Source organism: Micromonospora sp. MH33 (assembly GCF_003013775.1).
Lineage (GTDB): Bacteria > Actinomycetota > Actinomycetes > Mycobacteriales > Micromonosporaceae > Micromonospora > Micromonospora fulviviridis.
Genome location: NZ_MUYZ01000124.1, coordinates 1 through 17,777, shown reverse-complemented (window position 1 = coordinate 17,777; position 17,777 = coordinate 1). Strand labels below are relative to the sequence as shown.

Genomic DNA, 17,777 nt, shown 5'->3' with positions numbered 1-17,777 from the left:
GCCTGGAGCAGGCCACCCGGGGGGTCGTGGCCCGGCGCCGGGCGGAACGGCTGCGCACCGCGGGCGTCGCCACCCTCGCCGACCTGGGTTGCGGCCTCGGGGCGGACGCGCTCGCCGCGGCCCGCGCCGGCATCCGGGTGTACGGCGTCGAGGCCGACCCGCTGACCGCCGCGATGGCGGCCGCGAACGCCGAGGCTGCCGGGCTGGCCGACCTGTTCACCGTGGAGTGCGGGGACGCCACGGCGTTCGACGTGACCCGGGTCGACGGGGTCTTCTGCGACCCGGCCCGCCGGAAGGCCGGCACCGGCCGGCGGATCTTCGACCCGAACGCCTACTCCCCGCCCTGGGACTTCGTCACCGGCCTGGCCGAGCGGGTGCCGCACACCGTGGTGAAGGTGGCCCCGGGGTTGGACCACGCGCTGATCCCGGCGGGCGCCGAGGCGGAGTGGGTGAGCGTCGACGGCGACCTGGTCGAGGCGGCGCTCTGGTGCGGCGCGCTGGCCGGGGTGCCCCGCCGGGCCACCCTGCTGCGGGAGAAGGACGGGCCGGTTTCCGGGACCTCCGCCGGAGCGAAGGCCTGCGCCTTCCCGCTCACCGGCAGCGGCGACGCCGAGGCTCCGGTGGGCCGGCCCCGCCGCTTCCTGTACGACCCGGATCCGGCGGTGGTGCGCGCGCACCTGGTCGCCGAGCTGGCCGGCGTCCTCGACGCGACGCTGGCCGACCCGAGCATCGCCTATCTCTACGGCGACGAGGCCCGACCGACCCCGTTCGCCCGCTGCCTGGAGATCACCGACGTGCTGCCGTTCTCGCTGAAGCGGCTGCGCGCCCTGCTCCGGGAGCGCCGGGTGGGCCGGGTGGAGATCCTCAAGCGCGGCTCGGCGCTGGAACCGGAGAAGCTGCGCCGGGACCTGAAGCTGGCCGGCAACGAGGCGGCGAGCCTGGTGCTGACCCGGGTCGCCGGCGCGCCGACCGTGCTGATCTGCCGGCCGCTTCCCGCCTGACGGTTTTCGGCTCGCCCGGCGGCCGACGGCCGGTTAGCTTGTCGCTCATGGCGGGACAGGGCACTCCGGCGACGGCACTGCTGACCAAGCGGAAGATCGCTCACAGCACCCACCCGTACGACGTCTCGCCGGACGCGCCGAACTACGGCGCGCTGGTCGCGGCGGCCCTCGGGGTGCCGCCGGCCCGGGTGTTCAAGTCACTGGTCACCGAGGTCGACGGCGGCCTGACCGTGGCGGTCGTGCCGGTCACCGGAGAGCTGGACCTCAAGGCCCTCGCCGCGGCGGTCGGCGGCAAGCGGGCAGCCATGGCGGACCGGACGGTCGCCGAGCGGGCCACCGGCTACGTCCGCGGCGGGATCAGCCCGCTCGGCCAGCGCAAGCGGCTGCCCACGGTCGTCGACGCCTCCGCGCTGGCGCATCCGACGGTCTACGTGTCGGCGGGGCGCCGGGGCCTGCAACTGCAACTCGCCCCGGCCGATCTGGTCGCCCTCACCGGGGCCGTCACCGCTCCGATCGCCGCGGGCTGACCCGCCCGTCGGCCGGCTGGGAGCGTTTCCGCACGCCGGGCCGGGGAGCGCTCTCACCCGGTGACGGCGGGGTGTCAGTTGCGTTGCTGAATTGTTACCGCCGCCAACAAACTTCTGACCTCGGCTCTCTTGCGCCTGTCCGGACGGGAGGAATACGTTGCCGGACACAACAAACCACCGACAACTCCCCCAACCCCCGAAAGGACCCATGCACATGCGCAAGGGCTTCCTCACTTTCGCGGCCGTCGGTCTTCTCGCGACCGGCAGCATGGCCGCCTGCGGTGACAACGGCGGTTCCGACCAGGCCGGCGGCTCGACCGACAAGAAGCCGAAGATCGGCGTGATCCTCCCGGACAGCAAGTCCTCCGCCCGCTGGGAGGGCGCGGACCGCAAGTTCCTGGAGGAGGCCTTCAAGGCCGCCGGTGTCGACTACACCATCCAGAACGCCCAGGGCGACAAGTCCGCCTTCTCCACCATCGCCGACGGCATGCTGACCAGCGGCGTCACCGCCCTGATGATCGTCAACCTGGACTCCGGCACCGGCAAGGCCGTGCTGGAGAAGGCCAAGTCGCAGGGCGTCGCCACCATCGACTACGACCGGCTGACCCTGGGCGGCTCCGCCCAGTACTACGTCAGCTTCGACAACGAGGCGGTCGGCAAGCTCCAGGGCGAGGGCCTGAGCAAGTGCCTGACCGACAAGGGCGCCAAGAGCCCCGTCGTGGCCTACCTGAACGGCTCCCCCACCGACAACAACGCCACGCTGTTCAAGAACGGGTACGACTCGGTGCTCAAGCCGAAGTTCGACTCGAAGGAGTACGTGAAGGGCCCGGACCAGTCGGTTCCGGACTGGGACAACGCTCAGGCCGGCGTGATCTTCGAGCAGATGCTCACCCAGACCAAGGGCAAGATCGACGGTGTGCTGGCCGCCAACGACGGTCTCGGCAACGCGGCCATCTCGGTGCTGAAGAAGAACAAGCTCAACGGCAAGGTGCCGGTGACCGGCCAGGACGCCACCGTCCAGGGCCTGCAGAACATCCTCGCCGGTGACCAGTGCATGACGGTCTACAAGGCCATCAAGGAGGAGGCGAAGGCCGCCTCGGACCTGGCGATCTCGCTGGCCAAGGGCGAGAAGAAGGAGACCGGCCAGACGGTCAAGGACCCGGAGGGTGGCCGTGACGTGGCCGCCGTCCTGCTCACCCCGAAGGCCATCTACAAGGACAACGTCAAGGACGTCGTGACCGACGGCTTCGTCACCAAGGAAGAGCTCTGCACCGGGGCGTACACCAAGCTCTGCGCCGACGCCGGCATCAGCTGACCCGCCCCACACCCAACCCGCTCCGGCGACGCCGCCCGGCACGGTGACCACCGTGCCGGGCGGCACGCCACGGACGGGCTCCGAGATCTCCCCTCCGTCCAAAGGAGACCCCCGTGTCCGCGACCCCCCTGCTGGAGCTACGCGGGATCGACAAGAGCTTCGGTCCCGTCCAGGTTCTGCGCGACGTCGCCTTCTCGGCCCATCCCGGTGAGGTGACCGCGCTGGTCGGCGACAACGGCGCCGGCAAGTCCACCCTGGTGAAGTGCATCAGCGGCATCTACCCCACCGATGCCGGCGAGGTTCTCTTCGACGGGCGACCGGTGACCATCCACAACCCGCGTGACGCCGCCGGACTCGGCATCGAGGTGGTCTACCAGGACCTCGCGCTCTGCGACAACCTCGACATCGTGCAGAACATGTTCCTGGGCCGGGAGAAGCGCAGCGGGGTGGTGCTGGACGAGCCGACCATGGAGCAGTTGGCGGCCGAGACCCTGGCCGGGTTGAGTGTCCGCACCGTCAAGTCGCTGCGCCAGCACGTGTCCAGCCTCTCCGGCGGGCAGCGGCAGACCGTGGCCATCGCCAAGGCCGTGCTCTGGAACAGCAAGCTGGTCATCCTGGACGAGCCGACCGCCGCGCTCGGCGTGGCGCAGACCGCCCAGGTGCTGGAGCTGGTCCGCCGGCTGGCCGACAAGGGCCTGGCCGTGGTCCTCATCTCGCACAACATGAACGACGTCTTCGCCGTCTCCGACCGGATCGCCGCGCTCTACCTCGGCCAGATGGTCGCCCAGGTGAAGACCACCGAGATCACTCACTCGCAGGTGGTCGAGCTGATCACCGCCGGCCGCTCCGGCAACCTCGGCCTCGGCGCCGGGTCGGGCAACGGCAGCGAGCCCGCCGACGCGACCCCGGGAGCCCTTCGATGACCACCACCGCTGTGAAGAAGGACGGACCGGCGGCCGTCACGCCCACGCCCGCCGTCGCCGACCACGTCCGCAACTACGTCGCCCGGGTACGCGGCGGCGACCTCGGTTCCCTGCCCGCCGTCATCGGCCTCGTCGTGCTCTGCCTCGTCTTCGCGATCGTGCGCCCGGTCTTCTTCTCCGCCGCGAACTTCGCCAACCTCTTCACCCAGGGCGCCGCCGTCACGGTGATCGCGATGGGCCTGATCTTCGTGCTGCTGCTCGGTGAGATCGACCTCTCCGCCGGCTTCGCCAGCGGCGTGTGCGCGGCCATCCTGGCCAACGTCGTCAGCGTGCTCGGCTACCCCTGGTACGTGGCGGTGCTGGCCGCCCTCGCCACCGGCGTGATCATCGGTCTGACACTCGGCTTCCTGGTGGCCAAGGTGGGCATCCCGTCCTTCGTGGTCACCCTGGCCGGCTTCCTCGCCTTCCAGGGTGTGGTGCTGCTGCTGATGAAGGAGGGCACCAACATCTCGATCGGTGACGACGTGATCGTCGGCATCGAGAACGGCCGGATCCCGCCGGCCGTCGGCTGGCTGCTGGCCGCCGTCGCGATCCTCGGGTACGCCGCCGCGCAGCTCCTGCGGCACCGGAACCGGGCCGCCCGCGGCCTGCTCACCGACCCGATCGCCGTGGTGGGCGCCCGGATCGTCGGGGTCGCCGTCCTGATCGGCTTCGCCGTCTACGTGCTCAACCAGGAGCGCAGCATCAACACGCTGATCACGTCGAACAAGGGCATGCCGGTGGTCGTGCCCATCATCGCGGTCCTGCTGGTCTTCTGGACGTTCGTGCTCAACCGCACCGCGTACGGCCGGCACCTCTACGCGGTCGGCGGGAACGCGGAAGCCGCGCGGCGGGCCGGCATCAACGTGGACCGGATCAAGATCTCCGCCTTCGTGATCTGCTCGGGGATGGCCGCAATCGGTGGCATCATCGCGGCCAGCAAGGACCGGTCGGTCGACCCCAACACGGGCGGCAGCAACGTCCTGCTCTACGCGGTCGGCGCGGCCGTCATCGGAGGCACCAGCCTCTTCGGCGGCAAGGGCCGGATGATCAACGCGGTGCTCGGCGGCGCCGTGGTGGCTGTCATCATCAACGGCATGGGACTGCTGGACCTCAGCTCCGGCCTGAAGTACATCTTCACGGGCGCGGTGCTCATGCTCGCCGCCGGTGTCGACGCCCTGTCGCGGCGCCGCTCGGCCGCCACCGGCACCCGCTGAATTCGGTACGGACGTGACGGTGGCGATGCGCGCGGGACCGAGCCAGGACGAGATCCGTCGGCAGAACCTGGGCGCGTTGCTCCGCTACGTGCACGTGCGTGGGGCCACCACCCGCGCGGAGCTGACCACCGCGCTCGGTCTCAACCGCAGCACCATCGGCGCGCTGACCGCCGACCTGGCCGGCGCCGGTCTGGTCAGCGAGGGGACGCCGAAGGAAACCGGCCGGGCCGGACGACCGTCGCTGGTCGTCCGGCCCGAGTCGGCCCGGGTCTACGCGTACGCGTACAGCATCGAGGTGGACCGGCTGCGGGCCGCGCGGGTCGGGCTCGGCGGTGAGGTGCTCGACCGCCGGGAGCTGGAACGGCCGCGGAACCTGGTCGCCGGGGAGGCCGCCCCGCTGCTGGCCGACGCGGTCCGGGAGATGCACCGGGCGGTGCCGCCCGACTCGATCTGCGTCGGCGCCGGGGTGGCGGTCTGCGGCATGGTCCGCCGCGAGGACGGGCTGGTCCGGCTCAGCCCGACCACCGGCTGGGTGGACGAGCCGATCGGCGCGGCGCTCGCCGCCGAGCTGGGCGTCGACGTGCCCATCACGGTGGGCAACGTGGCCGACGTGGCGGCCTTCGCGGAGCACGCCCGGGGCGTCGCGGCCGGCTGCGACAACGTCATCTACCTGTACGGGGACGTCGGCGTCGGGGCCGGCATCATCGCCGGCGGGCGGCGGCTCACCGGGCACGGCGGCTACAGCGGCGAGGTCGGCCACATGGTGGTGGTCCGCGACGGCATGCGCTGCGACTGCGGGCGGCGCGGCTGCTGGGAGACCGAAATCGGCGAGCACGGGCTGCTCCGGGCCGCCGGCCGCTCCGACGCCCGGGGCCGGGAGGCGCTGCTGGCCCTCTTCGACGCCGCCGACCGGGGCGACGCGCGCGCCCAGACCGCGGTGCGGCAGGCCGGCGACTGGCTCGGCTTCGGCGTGGCCAACCTGGTCAACATCTTCAACCCGGAGATGGTCATCTTCGGCGGCACCATGCGCGACCTCTACCTGGCCGCCGCCGCCCAGGTGCGCAGCCGGCTCAACTCCAACGGGCTGCCGGCCTGCCTGGAGCACGTGCGGCTGCGTACCCCGAAGCTCGGTGACGACGCGACGCTGATCGGCGCCGCCGAGCTGGCCTTCGAACGCCTCCTCGCCGACCCGCTCGACGTCGGCTGACCGGCCCCCGATCCCGGTGAACTGAATCGGGTCGTGATCCGTACCAGTGGGCGGACGGACGGCCGCGGGGGCGGCCGTCCGCGCCATCCCGCGTACCGGTCCGGACCGAGGAGGCACCGCAACCATGGCACCGCTGGAATCCGCACGCCGCCGGCTGGCGCACCGGGTGATCCTGCTGCTCGTCGCGCTCGCCGCGGGGATCGGCGTGCTTCCCGGCGCGGCGCTGGCCGCGCCCAACCCCGGTGTGCAGCTCAACGCCGCCGACATGACGCTGCTCAACGGGGTACGACTGGCCGGGCTCTGGGAGATGCCGGCCGGGCAGATGGCCGCCGAGAAGGGCCAGTCGAAGCGGGTACGCGAGGTCGGCGCGGAGATCGCCCGGCAGCACGGCGTCCTGGACCAGCTCGTGGTCGAGGCCGCGAACAAGCTGGGCGCCACCCTGCCGACCACCCCGACCACCCAGCAGCAGGGCTGGCTGACCGAGATGCAGAACGCCACCGGCGCCCAGTTCGACCAGATCTTCGTGACCCGGCTGCGGGTCGCGCACGGCAACATCTTCCCGGTGATCGGCGCGGTTCGGGCCAGCACCCGGGACCCGATCGTGCGCAAGCTCGCCGACCAGGCGAACACCTTCGTCACCAATCACATGCTGATGCTGGAGAGCACCGGGCTGGTCCGCTGGCAGCAGCTCCCGCCTCCCGCGATGCCCCCGGCGCAGAGTGACTCGCTGATCGCCGCCGCCGGGGCCAACGTCGGCACCAACGGCGGGGTCCAGGTCAGCACCACCGTGGTGTGGGCCGTCTTCCTGCTCGCCCTGGCCACCGGCGGGTACGCGACCTGGCGGCTGCTGCGCCGCTCCTGACCGCGCTGCCCGCACGAGGCCCCCACCGGCGTTCCGGTGGGGGCCTCTGCGCTCAGCCGTGCCAGGACCGCCATAGTGCGGCGTACGAGCCGCCGGCGGCGACCAGCTCGTCGTGCGAGCCCAGCTCCGTGATCCGGCCGTCCTCCACCACCGCCACCCGGTCCGCATCGTGCGCGGAGAAGAGCCGGTGCGCGATGGCGATCACCGTCCGGCCCTGGAGCACCGCGGCCAGCGAGCGTTCCAGCGCCCGGGCCGCCCGCGGGTCGATCAGCGAGGTGGCCTCGTCCAGCACCAGGGTGTGCGGGTCGGCGAGCACCAGCCGGGCCAACGCGAGCTGCTGCGCCTGGGCCGGCGAGAGCGGATGCCCGCCGGCGCCGACCCGGGTGTCCAGCCCGTCCGGCAGCGCCTCCGCCCAGTCCAGGGCGTCGACCGCGGCCAGCGCGGCGCGTACCTCGGCGGGGCCGGCGTCCGGACGGACCATCGCCACGTTGTCGGTCAGCGTGCCGATGAACACGTGGTGCTCCTGGCTGACCAGCGCGACGTGGGTGCGCAGCTCGGCCAGGGGCAGCCCGCTGAGCGGCCGGCCGTCCACCGTCACCGCGCCGGCGCGCGGCGCGTGCACCCCGGCCAGCAGCCGGCCCAGGGTGGACTTCCCCGCGCCGGACGGGCCGACCATGGCCAGCTTCTCCCCCGGCCGGGGCACCAGGGTCACCCCGTGCAGCACGTCGTGGCCGGCGCGGTACGCGTACCGGACGTCGTGGGCGGCGAGCCGCCCGTCGTCGGTGACCGGCCGCCGGTCCGGCGGCGCGGCGGAGGTTTCGGCCGGCTCGGCGGCCACGCCGAGCAGCCGGGCCAGCGAGGCGCCGCCGACCTGGAACTCGTCCAGCCAGGAGAGCAGCCGGTCGACCGGGTCCACCAGCTGCTGGGCGTAGAGGGTGGCCGCCGTGACCTGCCCGAGGCTGGCCCAGCCCTCCAGGTAGAACCAGCCGCCGAGCAGCAGGGTGCCGGCCACCGGCAGCAGGTAGCCGATCTCGGCGATGGGGAAGAAGACCGTCCGCAGGTTGAGCGTGTAGTACTCGGCCGCGTACGACCGGCGGATGTCGGCGTCGGTGCGGGCCCGGCGGCGGGCCTGCTGGCGCAGCGCCTCGGTGGTCCGCGCCCCCTCGACCGTCTCGCTGATCCCGTCGGTGATGTCGGAGTACGCGGCGTTCTCCCGCAGGTAGCCGGCCGGCGCCCGGCGCAGGTACCAGCGGGTGCCGGCGACCAGCATCGGCACCGCGAGCAGGCAGGGCACCACCAGCAGCGGGCCGGTCAGCACCAGCGCGCCGAGGATCAGCAGCACGGTGACCGCCGCGATCAGCGTCTCCGGGGCGGCGAACCGGACCGTCCGGGACAGCGCGGCGACGTCCCGGGAGGTGCGGGTGAGCAGGTCGCCGGTGCCGGCCCGCTCCACGGTCGACAGCGGCAGGGCGAGCACCCGGTCGACGAACTCCTCGCGCAGCTCGGCGAGGACCCGCTCGCCGAGCCGGGCCGAGGCCAGGTGGGCGAAGCGGACCAGCACCGACTGGGCGACCACGAAGCCGGCGATGGCCAGGGCGACCCGGTCGACGGTGACCGCGCCGACGCCGCGCGAGATCCCCTCGACCAGGTCGCCGAGGAGCCGGGGCGCGACCAGGCCGGCCGCGGCGGCGAGCGCGTGCAGGCCGAGCGCGGCGGCCAGGCCGCGCGGGTGCCGGCGGGCCAGCTCCCGCGCGTACCGGCGGACCTGCTGCGCGTCGGCGACGGGCAGGGCGTTGCTCACCGGTCCTCCTCCCGGCTCACCGTGGCCCGGTACCGGGTCTCGGCGGCGAGCAGTTCGTCGTGGCGGCCCTCGGCGACCACCTTGCCGTCCTCCACGAAGACCACGTGCTCGGCGCGGCCGAGCACCAGCGGGCTGGTGGTGCAGACCAGCGTGGTCCGGCCGTGCCGGGCGGCGGCCAGCCGGTCGGCGATCCGCGCCTCGGTGTGCGCGTCCACCGCGCTGGTCGGCTCGACCAGGATGAGCGTCTCCGGGTCGGCGACCAGCGCCCGGGCCAGCCGCAGCCGCTGCCGCTGCCCGCCGGAGAACTCCCGGCCGCGCTCGGCGACCGGGCTGTCCAGGCCGCCGGGCAGCGCCTCGACGATGTCCGTGGCGCTCGCCGCGACCAGCGCCGCCTCGATGGCGTGGTGATCGCCCCGGTCGCGCGGGTCCAGCTCCGTGCGGAGCGCGCCGCTGAACAGCTGCGCGTCGTTGTCGGCCACCAGGATCCGCTCGCGCACCGTCGCCAGCGCCACGTCCCGCAGCGGTACGCCGTGCAGCGTCACGTCCCCGTCGACGTACCGGCCGAGCCGGTCGGCGATCTCGGCGGCGTCCTCGGGCGCGGTGGCGGCCAGCGCGGTGAGCCGGCCCGGCCGCAGCACCAGCCCGGAGCGGACGTCCACCAGCTCGCCCGGCCCCTCGGGCACCGGCACCGGGCGGGCCGGGTCGGTGAACTCGGGGGCGAGGCGGAGCAGCCGCACCACCCGGCGGGCCGCCACGTGCCCCCGGGTCAGCTTGTCGGCCGCCTCGGTGAGGTTGCGCAGCGGACTGACCAGGAACGCCGTGTAGCCGTAGAAGGAGACCAACTGGCCGGCGCTGATCTCACCGCGCAGCGCGAACCGGGCCCCGAGCCAGGTCACCAGCACCACGAAGACACCGGGCAGCAGGATCTGCGCGGCCTGGATCAGCGACTCCACCCGGGCCACCCGCAGGCCGTCCGCCCGCAGCGCCTGGGACTGCTCCCGGTAGCGGGCGCCCAGCATCGGCTCGCCGCCCACCCCGCGCAGCACCCGCAGCCCGGAGACGATGTCGGCGGCCCGGGCGGTCAGCTCGCCGGTCGACTCCCGGTACGCCGCCTGCTGCCGGTGCAGCGGCCGGATCAGCAGCGCCACCAGCGCCATGAGCAGCGGCACCCCGAGCACCACCACCAGGCCGAGCGGCACGGAGGCGGTGAGTAGGATCACCGCCACGGTGGCGATCGCGACCACCGCGCCGGTGCCCCGGGCCGTGATGTCGACGGCGCTGCCGATGTGCTCGATGTCGGCCGTACCGATGCTCACCACCTCGCCCGCAGCGACCCGGCGGGGCAGCGCGGCGCCGAGCCGGTTGGTGGCGTCCACGGTGACCTGCACCGTCCGGTACGCGGCGCCGAGCCAGTTGTGCACCGCACAGCGGTGCCGCAGGATGCCGGCCGCGGCCTGGACGACGCCCAGGCCCAGCAGGACGAGACCCCAGCGGAGCAGGGCGTCCGGGTCACGGTGGGCCAGGCCGGCGTCGATGGCCCGGCCGACGGCCGCCGGCATCAGCGCCTGGGCCACCATCCAGATGACGCCCAGGGCGATGGCCGAGCCGAAGAACAGGGGACGCCGACCGGCGAGCCAGACCAGGTAACGGGTGGCGGACCGGGCGTCGGGGGTACCGGGATCACCGGCGGGTGAGAAACGCATGACCACCCGACGCTAGGTGCCGGGCCCGGGCCGGCGCCAATCAGTTTCCCGCCGGTCCAGGCGGCCCGCCGGGTCAGCGATCGACCTGCGTGAAGTCCCAGCTGTGCGGCGGCCGGGCGACCAGCCGCATGGGCGGCTCGGGCAGCTCCCGCGGGTTACTCCGCCACTTCGAGATCACCACCACGCGGTGGTCGGTGGAGGAGAACACCTCGCTGGACAGGTGCAGCGGCTCGTGCTCGAACTCGGGCAGCGCGGTCTCGCACACCCAGGTGATCAGGTCGGCGAACCCGTACGGCTCGGCCTTCGCCTCCCACATCCGGACGATCACGTCGGTCCCCTCCCCCGCCTCAGACACTGACCACGGTCAGCGGCATGGCGGAGTCGGCCGGCAGGTCCAGCCGGCTCGGGGCGACGCCCGCGGCGACCAGGTGCGAGCCGAGCGCGGCCACCATGGCGCCGTTGTCGGTGCAGAGCTTCGGCCGTGGCGTACGCACCCGGACGCCGTGCTTCGCGGCCTGGTGCTCCGCCATCGCCCGCAGCCGCGAGTTGGCCGCCACCCCACCGCCGATCACCAGGGTGTCGATACCGCTGCTCCGGCACGCGTCCACCGCCTTGCCGACCAGCACGTCGCAGACCGCCTCCTGGAAGGACGCGGCCACGTCGGCCACCGGCACCGCCTCGCCGGCCCGCTGCCGCGCCTCCACCCAGCGGGCCACCGCCGTCTTCAGCCCGGAGAAGGAGAAGTCGTACCGGTGCCCGGCCAGGTCCTTGGGGGCGGTCAGCCCGCGCGGGAAGGCGATCGCCGCCGGGTCACCGGCCCGCGCCTCCCGGTCGATGAACGGGCCGCCCGGGAAGGGCAGCCCGAGCAGCCGGGCCACCTTGTCGAACGCCTCGCCGGCCGCGTCGTCGATGGTCGAGCCGAGCGGGGTGACCTCCCGGGCCAGGTCGTCGACGCGCAGCAGCGAGGAGTGCCCGCCGGAGACCAGCAGGGCGATGGCCGGCTCGGGCAGCGGACCGTGCTCCAGGGTGTCCACGGCCACGTGCGCGGCGAGGTGGTTCACCCCGTACACCGGCTTCTCGGCGGCCACCGCGTACCCCTTGGCGGCGGCGACCCCGACGAGCAGCGCGCCGGCCAGGCCCGGCCCGGAGGTGACGGCGATCGCGTCGATGTCGGCGATCGTCACCCCGGCCTCGCGCAGCGCCCGGTCCATGGTCGGCACGATGGCCTCCAGGTGGGCGCGGCTGGCCACCTCGGGCACCACGCCGCCGAACCGGGCGTGCTCCTCGACGCTGGAGGCCAGCGCGTCGGCGAGCAGGGTGTGCCCGCGGACGATGCCCACCCCCGTCTCGTCGCAGGACGTCTCGATGCCGAGGATCAGTGGTTCGTCAGCCATGCTCGTCAGTCCTCGTTGCGCTGCATGACCAGCGCGTCGGTGTTGCTCGGTTGGTAGTAGCCGCGGCGCACGCCGATCGGCTCGAAGCCGTACATCGCGTAGAGCCGCTGCGCGGGGGCGTTGTCCGCGGCGACCTCCAGCAGCGTGCTGCGCACCCCGTGCCGGGCCGCCTCGGCGAGCAACGCCTCCAGCAGCAGCCGGCCGATCCCCCGGCGCTGCGCGTCCCGGCGGACCGCGATGTTCTGCACCCACGCCTCGTCCGGCGGCGCCACCATCAGCCCGGCGTAGCCGAGCACCGTGCCGTCCTCGTCGGTGGCGACCAGGTAGTGGTGGCCGTTGGCCAGCTCGTTCCAGAACATCGCCGGGGACCACCGCTCGGCGCCGAACAGGTCCGCCTCCAACGGCAGCACCTGGTCGACGTGCCACCAGCGGAACCGGCCCAGTCGGACCTGACTCATGGCAGGACCGGCTTGTGGCCGGTGGCCGCGACCGCGTCGGGGCGACGCAGGTAGAGCGGGGTGAGCGGCTCGCCGGGGGCGCCCGCGCGGATCCGCTCGGCGGCCAGGCGGGCCAGCGCCAGCGCGTCCGGGTAGCGCGGCTCCTCCCGCACCGGCAGGCCGAGGACGTCCGCGTACCGGTGCGCGCCGTCACCGACCGCGACCGTGACGGCCAGGTCCCGGGCCCGCTCGGCGGCGGCCGCCGGGGTGTCCACGTTCGGCCCGGCGATTCGCTGGCCGGCGCCGTCGTAGACGGCCCAGTAGACCTCCCGGCGGCGGGCGTCGCTCGCCGCCAGCACCGGCTCGCCGGCGGCCACCGGGTGGCCGATCCCGTCCAGCGAGCAGACCCCGTACGTGGGGATGCCCAGCACCTGGCCCATGGTGGCGGCGGTGACCAGGCCCACCCGCAGCCCCGTGAACGGCCCGGGACCCAGCCCGGCGACGATCGCGGCCAGGTCGGCGGGGCGGGCGTCGGCGTCGGCCAGCACCGCGTCGACCTGCGGGGCGAGCAGCTCGCCGTGCGCCCGGGCGTCGACCGTGCACCGCTGCGCGCGGGCCGCGACGCCGTCCGCCGAGACCTCGACCAGCGCCGCGGTCACCGCGGGCGTCGAGGAGTCCACCACGAGTACGAGCACGGTATGCCAGCCTAGTCGCCGCCCCGGTTACCGCCGGTGACGCCCCTCCCGCTCGCGGCTCAGCTCGGCGTGCGGAAGACCCTGAGGAACTGGGGCAGCAGCCAGGGGCGCGGGCCGGCGACGCGGACCCGGCCGGTGAGCACGGCGCGGGCCCGGCTGATCCGCCCGAACATCATCAGGTTGAGCGTCGCCGGGTCGAAACGGACCCGGGCGTCCGGCCGCTCGTCCGGGGCGGCGAACCGCACCCGCCCGTCGGCCAGCGCGAGCGTCAGCGGCGCCGCGTACGCCGAGGCGAACCGCACCACGATCCGGCGGCGCGGCGGATCCACCCCGTCGAGCAGCCGGCCGTAGCCGTGCCGGACCACCCCGGCCAGGAAGAGGTCGAGGAAGAGCACCGCGTCCCGGGACGGGACCGACCACGGCCGGCCGGTCGCCCGGGCCAGGTCCCAGCCGTGCAGCAGCAGTTCGTTGACCAGGTGGGCGAGGAGGCCGGGGAGCGGGACGCGGGCGTCACCGAGCCAGGGCACCACCTCGTCGGGGCTGCGGTCGGCGCAGATCGCCAGCAGCCGGTCCACGTCGCGGCGCAGCCGGTCGAGCAGGTGTGCCGGGTCGCGCTCGGTCAGGTGCCGCAGCACCAGGTCGTTGGCGTCGGCCACGGTGTCGACGGTCACCAGCGGTAGCCGCTCACCGAGCCCGGGGACCGGCAGCGGCTCGCCGGCCGGGTCGACCAGCCCGACGTAGAGCCAGGCGACCGAGGCCAGGTGGGCCAGGGTCTCGGCGGCCGTCCAGTCGGCGGTGACCATCGTCTCCGGCGGAACCGAGCGGGCCAGCGCCAGGAACCGGTCGGCGGTCTCCGCCAGTGCCGCCGGCGCCGTCGACCAGCCGTCCGACGTGATGGTCGCCGACACCGCCACCTCCCCGCTCCGGGCGCGAACGGGGCAGAGCCTACTACCGTCCGCCACGAAACGATAGCCCTGCGTCGATGCTCAGCCGGCGGTGCGTTCCCAGTCGATGGTGGGCAGGCCGGCGTCGGCGAGCGCCTTGTTGGCCGCGCTGAACGGCCGGCTGCCCAGGAAGCCGCGCGGGTTCATCGGGCTCGGGTGGCCGGCCTCCAGCACCACGTGGTTCGGGTTGGTGACCAGGGCGGCCTTCTTGCGCGCGTAGCCGCCCCAGAGCAGGAAGACCACCCGCTGCTCCAGCGCGTCGAGGGCCCGGATGGTGGCGTCGGTGAACTCCTCCCAGCCCTTGTTCGCGTGCGAGCCGGGGGTGGCCTGCCGGACGGTGAGCACCGCGTTGAGCAGCAGCACGCCCTGCGCCGCCCAGCCGCTCAGGTTGCCGCCGGCCGGCTTCGGCACACCCAGGTCCTCGCCCAGCTCCTTGAAGACGTTGCGCAGCGACGGCGGCACCGCCACCCCCTCACGCACGCTGAAGCTCAGCCCGTGCGCCTGCCCCGCCTTGTGGTACGGGTCCTGCCCGAGGATCAGCACCCGGGTCTGCGCCGGCCCGCACAGCCGGTAGGCCGAGAACAGGTCCTCGACCGGCGGGAAGACCGTCCGGGTGGCGTATTCCCCGGCGACGAACTCGGCCAGCGCCGCGGTGCGGGCGGGGTCGAGGTGCGGGGTGAGCGCCGCGCGCCAGGCGTCGGGCAGGAGCGCCAGCAGGTCGAGGGTGGGGGCGTCGTCGGGCATCGGCAACCTTTCACCGCGTCTGATCGGTCCCCGGAACTGTAGGCAGCGGGTACGACAGCGGTCAGTCCAGGGCGGCCAGCCGCCGCGCCCAGTCGCCGCCCACCGGTTCCAGGGTGACCACCCGGGTGTCGTCGTCCCGCCGGTCGATGCGGACCCGCAGGTGGGCGTCGACCAGCTGCTCGACCATCCCCTCGCCCCACTCGACCACGGTGACCGCCTCGTCCACCGAGGCGTCCAGGTCCAGGTCGTCGATCTCGGCGCGCGGGTCGGCCGACTCCCCCAGCCGGTACGCGTCGGCGTGCACCAGGCTCACCCGGCCGCCCCGGGCCGGATCCGGCCGGTGCACCCGGGCGATCACGAAGGTCGGCGAGGTGATGTCGCCGCGCACCCCGAGACCGGCGCCGATGCCCTGGGTCAGCGCGGTCTTGCCGGCGCCCAGCGGGCCGCTGAGCAGCAGCAGGTCGCCCGCGCGCAGCACCCCGGCCAGCCGGCGGCCGAACTCGTGGGTGTCGTCGACCGTCTTCAACTCGAGGACCGTTGTCACAGCGATTCCAGGAACCTCTCCAGTGCCGCGTTCACCTCGTCGGCGTGCTCCAACATCACCACGTGCCCGCTGTCGTGGATCTTCACGAACTCGGCGTGGGGCAGCCGCCGGACGATCTCCTCGGAGTGGGTCACCGGCGTGATCATGTCCTTGTCCCCCACGATCACCAGCACCGGCGTGCCGGCCAGCGCGGCCAGCGCCGGGAACCGGGAGTGGGTGGCCAGGGTGCGCAGGTAGCGGGTGACCGTGTCGGCCGAGGTGCGGGAGTTCATCGTCTCGACGTACGACACCAGGGCCGGGCTGGGCTTCGGGGTGCCGAAGCCGTACTTGCGGGTGAGCAGCCAGGCCACGTTGGAGGTCGACTTGCGGGCCTTGTCGATCACCGTGCCGCCGTACCGGGTGGCGTTGCTCATCATGTAGATCACCGGCGCGCCGACCCGGCCGAGCAGCGCGGGCGCCACCAGCTTGGTCTCCGCGAGCAGCCCGCCCGAGGTGGCCATCAGCACCGTGCCGACCACCCGGTCGCCGAACAGCTCCGGGTAGAGCTCGGCCAGCGCCATGATCGTCATGCCGCCCATCGAGTGGCCGATCAGCACCAGCGGCCCTTCCGGCGCCACCTCGTCGATCACCCGACGCAGGGTGCGACCCAGCGCGGCCAGGTCGTAGTCGCCGCCCTCCAGCTTCCCGGAGCGGCCGTGCCCGGGCTGCTCGTAGGCGACGACCCGGTAGTCGCCGCGCGCGGCGAGCATCTTGCGCTGGAAGTGGAACGTCCCCATGTCCAGGCAGAAACCGTGCACCAGCACCACGGTCGGGTGCCCGGCGACCGGCCGGGTCGGCTCGACCACCTCCACGTGGATGTCGGTGCCGTCCGGCATCTCCACCAGGCACGCCTCGTCGTACCGCTGCTCGCCGAAGACCTCGCTCGCGTAGGGATCGGTGGGGTCGGACTTGAGGCGGCGGACCAGGACCCGCTCGCTCACCACCCCCGCGGCGAGCCCGGCGGCGGCGACGCCGACCGCGGCGCCCACCACCCCGGCGACCCGACCCGCGGCGGTGCGCGGCCGCGGAATCCGGAACCGCTGACTCATGGTGCCGCCTCGGTTCGCGACTGCGGGGCTCGCAACCCCGGCTCACTCCTCGCGCTCACGGGCGCTCGCCGTCGTAGACGCGGGGCACCCGGACACCACCGAACCGGGTCACGATCTCGTAGTTGATGGTGCCCACCGCCTCGGCCCAGTCGTCGGCCGTGGGCTCGCCGTCCGCGCCGCTGCCGAAGAGGACGGCCACGTCACCGGCGGCCACCTCGTCCTCGCCGCAGTCGACCACGAACTGGTCCATGCAGACCCGCCCGGAGATGGTCCGCCGCTTGCCGGCGAGCTGCACCGGACCGGTGTTCGAGGCGTGCCGCGGCACCCCGTCGGCGTAGCCGAGCGGGACGACCGCCAGGTTCGCCTCCTGCCTGGTCAGGTAGGTGTGGCCGTACGAGACGCCGGTGCCGGCCGGGACCCGCTTGGTGAGCATCACCCGGGCCCGGGCGGTCATCGCCGGGCGCAGGCCGAACTGCTCGCCCTCGATCGGGGAGAGGCCGTAGGCCGCCAGGCCGGGACGGACCAGGTCGAAGTGGGTGTCCGGGCGGGTCAGGGTGGCCGCCGAGTTGGCCAGGTGCCGGTAGCGGGGGCGCAGCCCGGCCCGCTCCACCATCTCCAGCCCCTCGTGGAACACCGCCAACTGCCGGTCGGTGGTGGGGTGGCCGGGCGAGTCCGCGTACACGAAGTGGCTCCACACGCCGACCACCTCGACCAGGCCGTCGGCCTGGGCCTTCGCGGCGGCCTCCAGCAGCGCCGGCCAGTCGGCGACGGTGGCCCCGCCGCGGGCCAGCCCGGTGTCGATCTTGAGGTGCAACCGGGCCGGGCGGTCCGCCCGCCGGCCCGCCTCGACCATCTCGTCGAGCTGGGTGAGGCTGGCGCAGCCCAGGTCGACGCCGACCGCGATCCCGTCGTGCAGCGGCAGCCCCGGGTCGAGCAGCCAGGCCAGCACGGGCGCGGTGACCCCCTCCTGGCGCAGCAGGAGCGCCTCGTCGAGGGTGCAGACGCCGAGCCAGTCCGCCCCGGCGTCGAGCGCCGCGTGGGCCGCCGGAACCATGCCGTGGCCGTACCCGTCGGCCTTGACCACCGCCATCAGCTCGGCGCTGGTGCCCGACTTGAGCCGGGCCACGTTCTCCCGGATCGCGTCCAGGTCGACGCGCACCTCCGACTGCCACATGCCCCCAGCCTACTTCCGTCCGTGATCACCGTGGCCCTGAGCCGCGCGGCCGATCGCCCGCCCGCCGGCGGCAGCCGCCGCTCGTGGCCCCGGCCGCCGGCGCGTTCAGCCCAGCCGGGCCAGTACCGGGCGGAGCGCGGTCGCCACGTCGGGCGCGGTCAC

The 17,777-nt window shown here is 73.9% G+C and carries 18 protein-coding genes; 7 read left to right on the top strand and 11 right to left on the bottom strand.

What is annotated here, in order from left to right:
• From B0E53_RS19345 to B0E53_RS19315, 7 genes are all read left to right on the top strand, one after another.
• On the top strand, positions 1–1,001 hold a 1,001-nt coding region (locus B0E53_RS19345), incomplete at its 5' end, for a methyltransferase domain-containing protein (protein ID WP_107077355.1).
• Between the two features lie 47 nt (positions 1,002–1,048).
• Positions 1,049–1,528: a Cys-tRNA(Pro) deacylase gene (ybaK, locus tag B0E53_RS19340; RefSeq protein ID WP_107077352.1), complete on the top strand. Its 480-nt coding sequence runs from the start codon at positions 1,049–1,051 to the stop codon at positions 1,526–1,528.
• A gap of 214 nt (positions 1,529–1,742) precedes the next feature.
• A complete protein-coding gene (locus B0E53_RS19335) occupies positions 1,743–2,843 on the top strand; it encodes a substrate-binding domain-containing protein (RefSeq protein WP_107077351.1) in 1,101 nt (366 codons plus the stop codon).
• 113 nt (positions 2,844–2,956) lie between these two features.
• Positions 2,957–3,766, top strand: a complete 810-nt coding sequence (locus B0E53_RS19330; protein ID WP_107077350.1) for an ATP-binding cassette domain-containing protein — start codon at positions 2,957–2,959, stop codon at positions 3,764–3,766.
• Positions 3,763–5,022: an ABC transporter permease gene (locus tag B0E53_RS19325; RefSeq protein ID WP_107077349.1), complete on the top strand. Its 1,260-nt coding sequence runs from the start codon at positions 3,763–3,765 to the stop codon at positions 5,020–5,022. The genes B0E53_RS19330 and B0E53_RS19325 overlap by 4 nt, the downstream gene beginning before the upstream one ends.
• A gap of 25 nt (positions 5,023–5,047) precedes the next feature.
• Positions 5,048–6,229, top strand: coding sequence for an ROK family protein (locus B0E53_RS19320; protein WP_107077354.1), 1,182 nt, complete (start codon positions 5,048–5,050; stop codon positions 6,227–6,229).
• Between the two features lie 124 nt (positions 6,230–6,353).
• Positions 6,354–7,091, top strand: coding sequence for a DUF4142 domain-containing protein (locus tag B0E53_RS19315; RefSeq protein WP_107077348.1), 738 nt, complete (start codon positions 6,354–6,356; stop codon positions 7,089–7,091).
• 52 nt (positions 7,092–7,143) lie between these two features.
• Here B0E53_RS19315 and B0E53_RS19310 read toward each other — a convergent pair whose 3' ends face one another.
• From B0E53_RS19310 to alr, 11 genes are all read right to left on the bottom strand, one after another.
• Positions 7,144–8,892 (bottom strand): ABC transporter ATP-binding protein, encoded by a 1,749-nt coding sequence (locus B0E53_RS19310; RefSeq protein ID WP_107077347.1) that lies wholly within the window; start codon positions 8,890–8,892, stop codon positions 7,144–7,146.
• The gene (locus tag B0E53_RS19305; protein WP_107077353.1) at positions 8,889–10,595 is read right to left on the bottom strand and encodes an ABC transporter ATP-binding protein; all 1,707 of its coding nucleotides are present in this window, start codon (positions 10,593–10,595) and stop codon (positions 8,889–8,891) included. Before B0E53_RS19305 ends, B0E53_RS19310 begins: the two co-directional genes overlap by 4 nt.
• A gap of 73 nt (positions 10,596–10,668) precedes the next feature.
• Complete coding sequence (locus B0E53_RS19300; RefSeq protein WP_091262671.1) at positions 10,669–10,923, bottom strand: hypothetical protein; 255 nt, start codon at positions 10,921–10,923, stop codon at positions 10,669–10,671.
• Between the two features lie 19 nt (positions 10,924–10,942).
• A complete protein-coding gene (gene tsaD / locus B0E53_RS19295; RefSeq protein WP_107077346.1) occupies positions 10,943–11,989 on the bottom strand; it encodes a tRNA (adenosine(37)-N6)-threonylcarbamoyltransferase complex transferase subunit TsaD in 1,047 nt (348 codons plus the stop codon).
• Positions 11,990–11,994: 5 nt separating this feature from the next.
• A complete protein-coding gene (gene rimI, locus B0E53_RS19290; RefSeq protein WP_107077345.1) occupies positions 11,995–12,447 on the bottom strand; it encodes a ribosomal protein S18-alanine N-acetyltransferase in 453 nt (150 codons plus the stop codon).
• Entirely contained in the window at positions 12,444–13,121 is a 678-nt protein-coding gene (tsaB, locus tag B0E53_RS19285; RefSeq protein ID WP_107077344.1) for a tRNA (adenosine(37)-N6)-threonylcarbamoyltransferase complex dimerization subunit type 1 TsaB, read from the bottom strand. Before tsaB ends, rimI begins: the two co-directional genes overlap by 4 nt.
• 59 nt (positions 13,122–13,180) lie before the next feature.
• A complete protein-coding gene (locus B0E53_RS19280) occupies positions 13,181–14,029 on the bottom strand; it encodes a maleylpyruvate isomerase family mycothiol-dependent enzyme (protein WP_246835488.1) in 849 nt (282 codons plus the stop codon).
• A gap of 78 nt (positions 14,030–14,107) precedes the next feature.
• The gene (gene ung, locus B0E53_RS19275; RefSeq protein WP_107077342.1) at positions 14,108–14,809 is read right to left on the bottom strand and encodes a uracil-DNA glycosylase; all 702 of its coding nucleotides are present in this window, start codon (positions 14,807–14,809) and stop codon (positions 14,108–14,110) included.
• Positions 14,810–14,870: 61 nt separating this feature from the next.
• On the bottom strand, positions 14,871–15,353 hold the full coding sequence (tsaE, locus tag B0E53_RS19270) for a tRNA (adenosine(37)-N6)-threonylcarbamoyltransferase complex ATPase subunit type 1 TsaE (protein ID WP_107077341.1): 483 nt from the start codon (positions 15,351–15,353) through the stop codon (positions 14,871–14,873).
• Positions 15,350–16,441, bottom strand: a complete 1,092-nt coding sequence (locus B0E53_RS19265; RefSeq protein WP_107077340.1) for an alpha/beta hydrolase — start codon at positions 16,439–16,441, stop codon at positions 15,350–15,352. Before B0E53_RS19265 ends, tsaE begins: the two co-directional genes overlap by 4 nt.
• A 55-nt stretch (positions 16,442–16,496) precedes the next feature.
• Positions 16,497–17,615 carry an alanine racemase gene (gene alr / locus B0E53_RS19260; protein WP_107077339.1) on the bottom strand — a complete coding sequence of 373 codons (1,119 nt, stop codon included), beginning with the start codon at positions 17,613–17,615 and terminating at the stop codon, positions 16,497–16,499.
• Positions 17,616–17,777 lie beyond the last annotated feature (162 nt).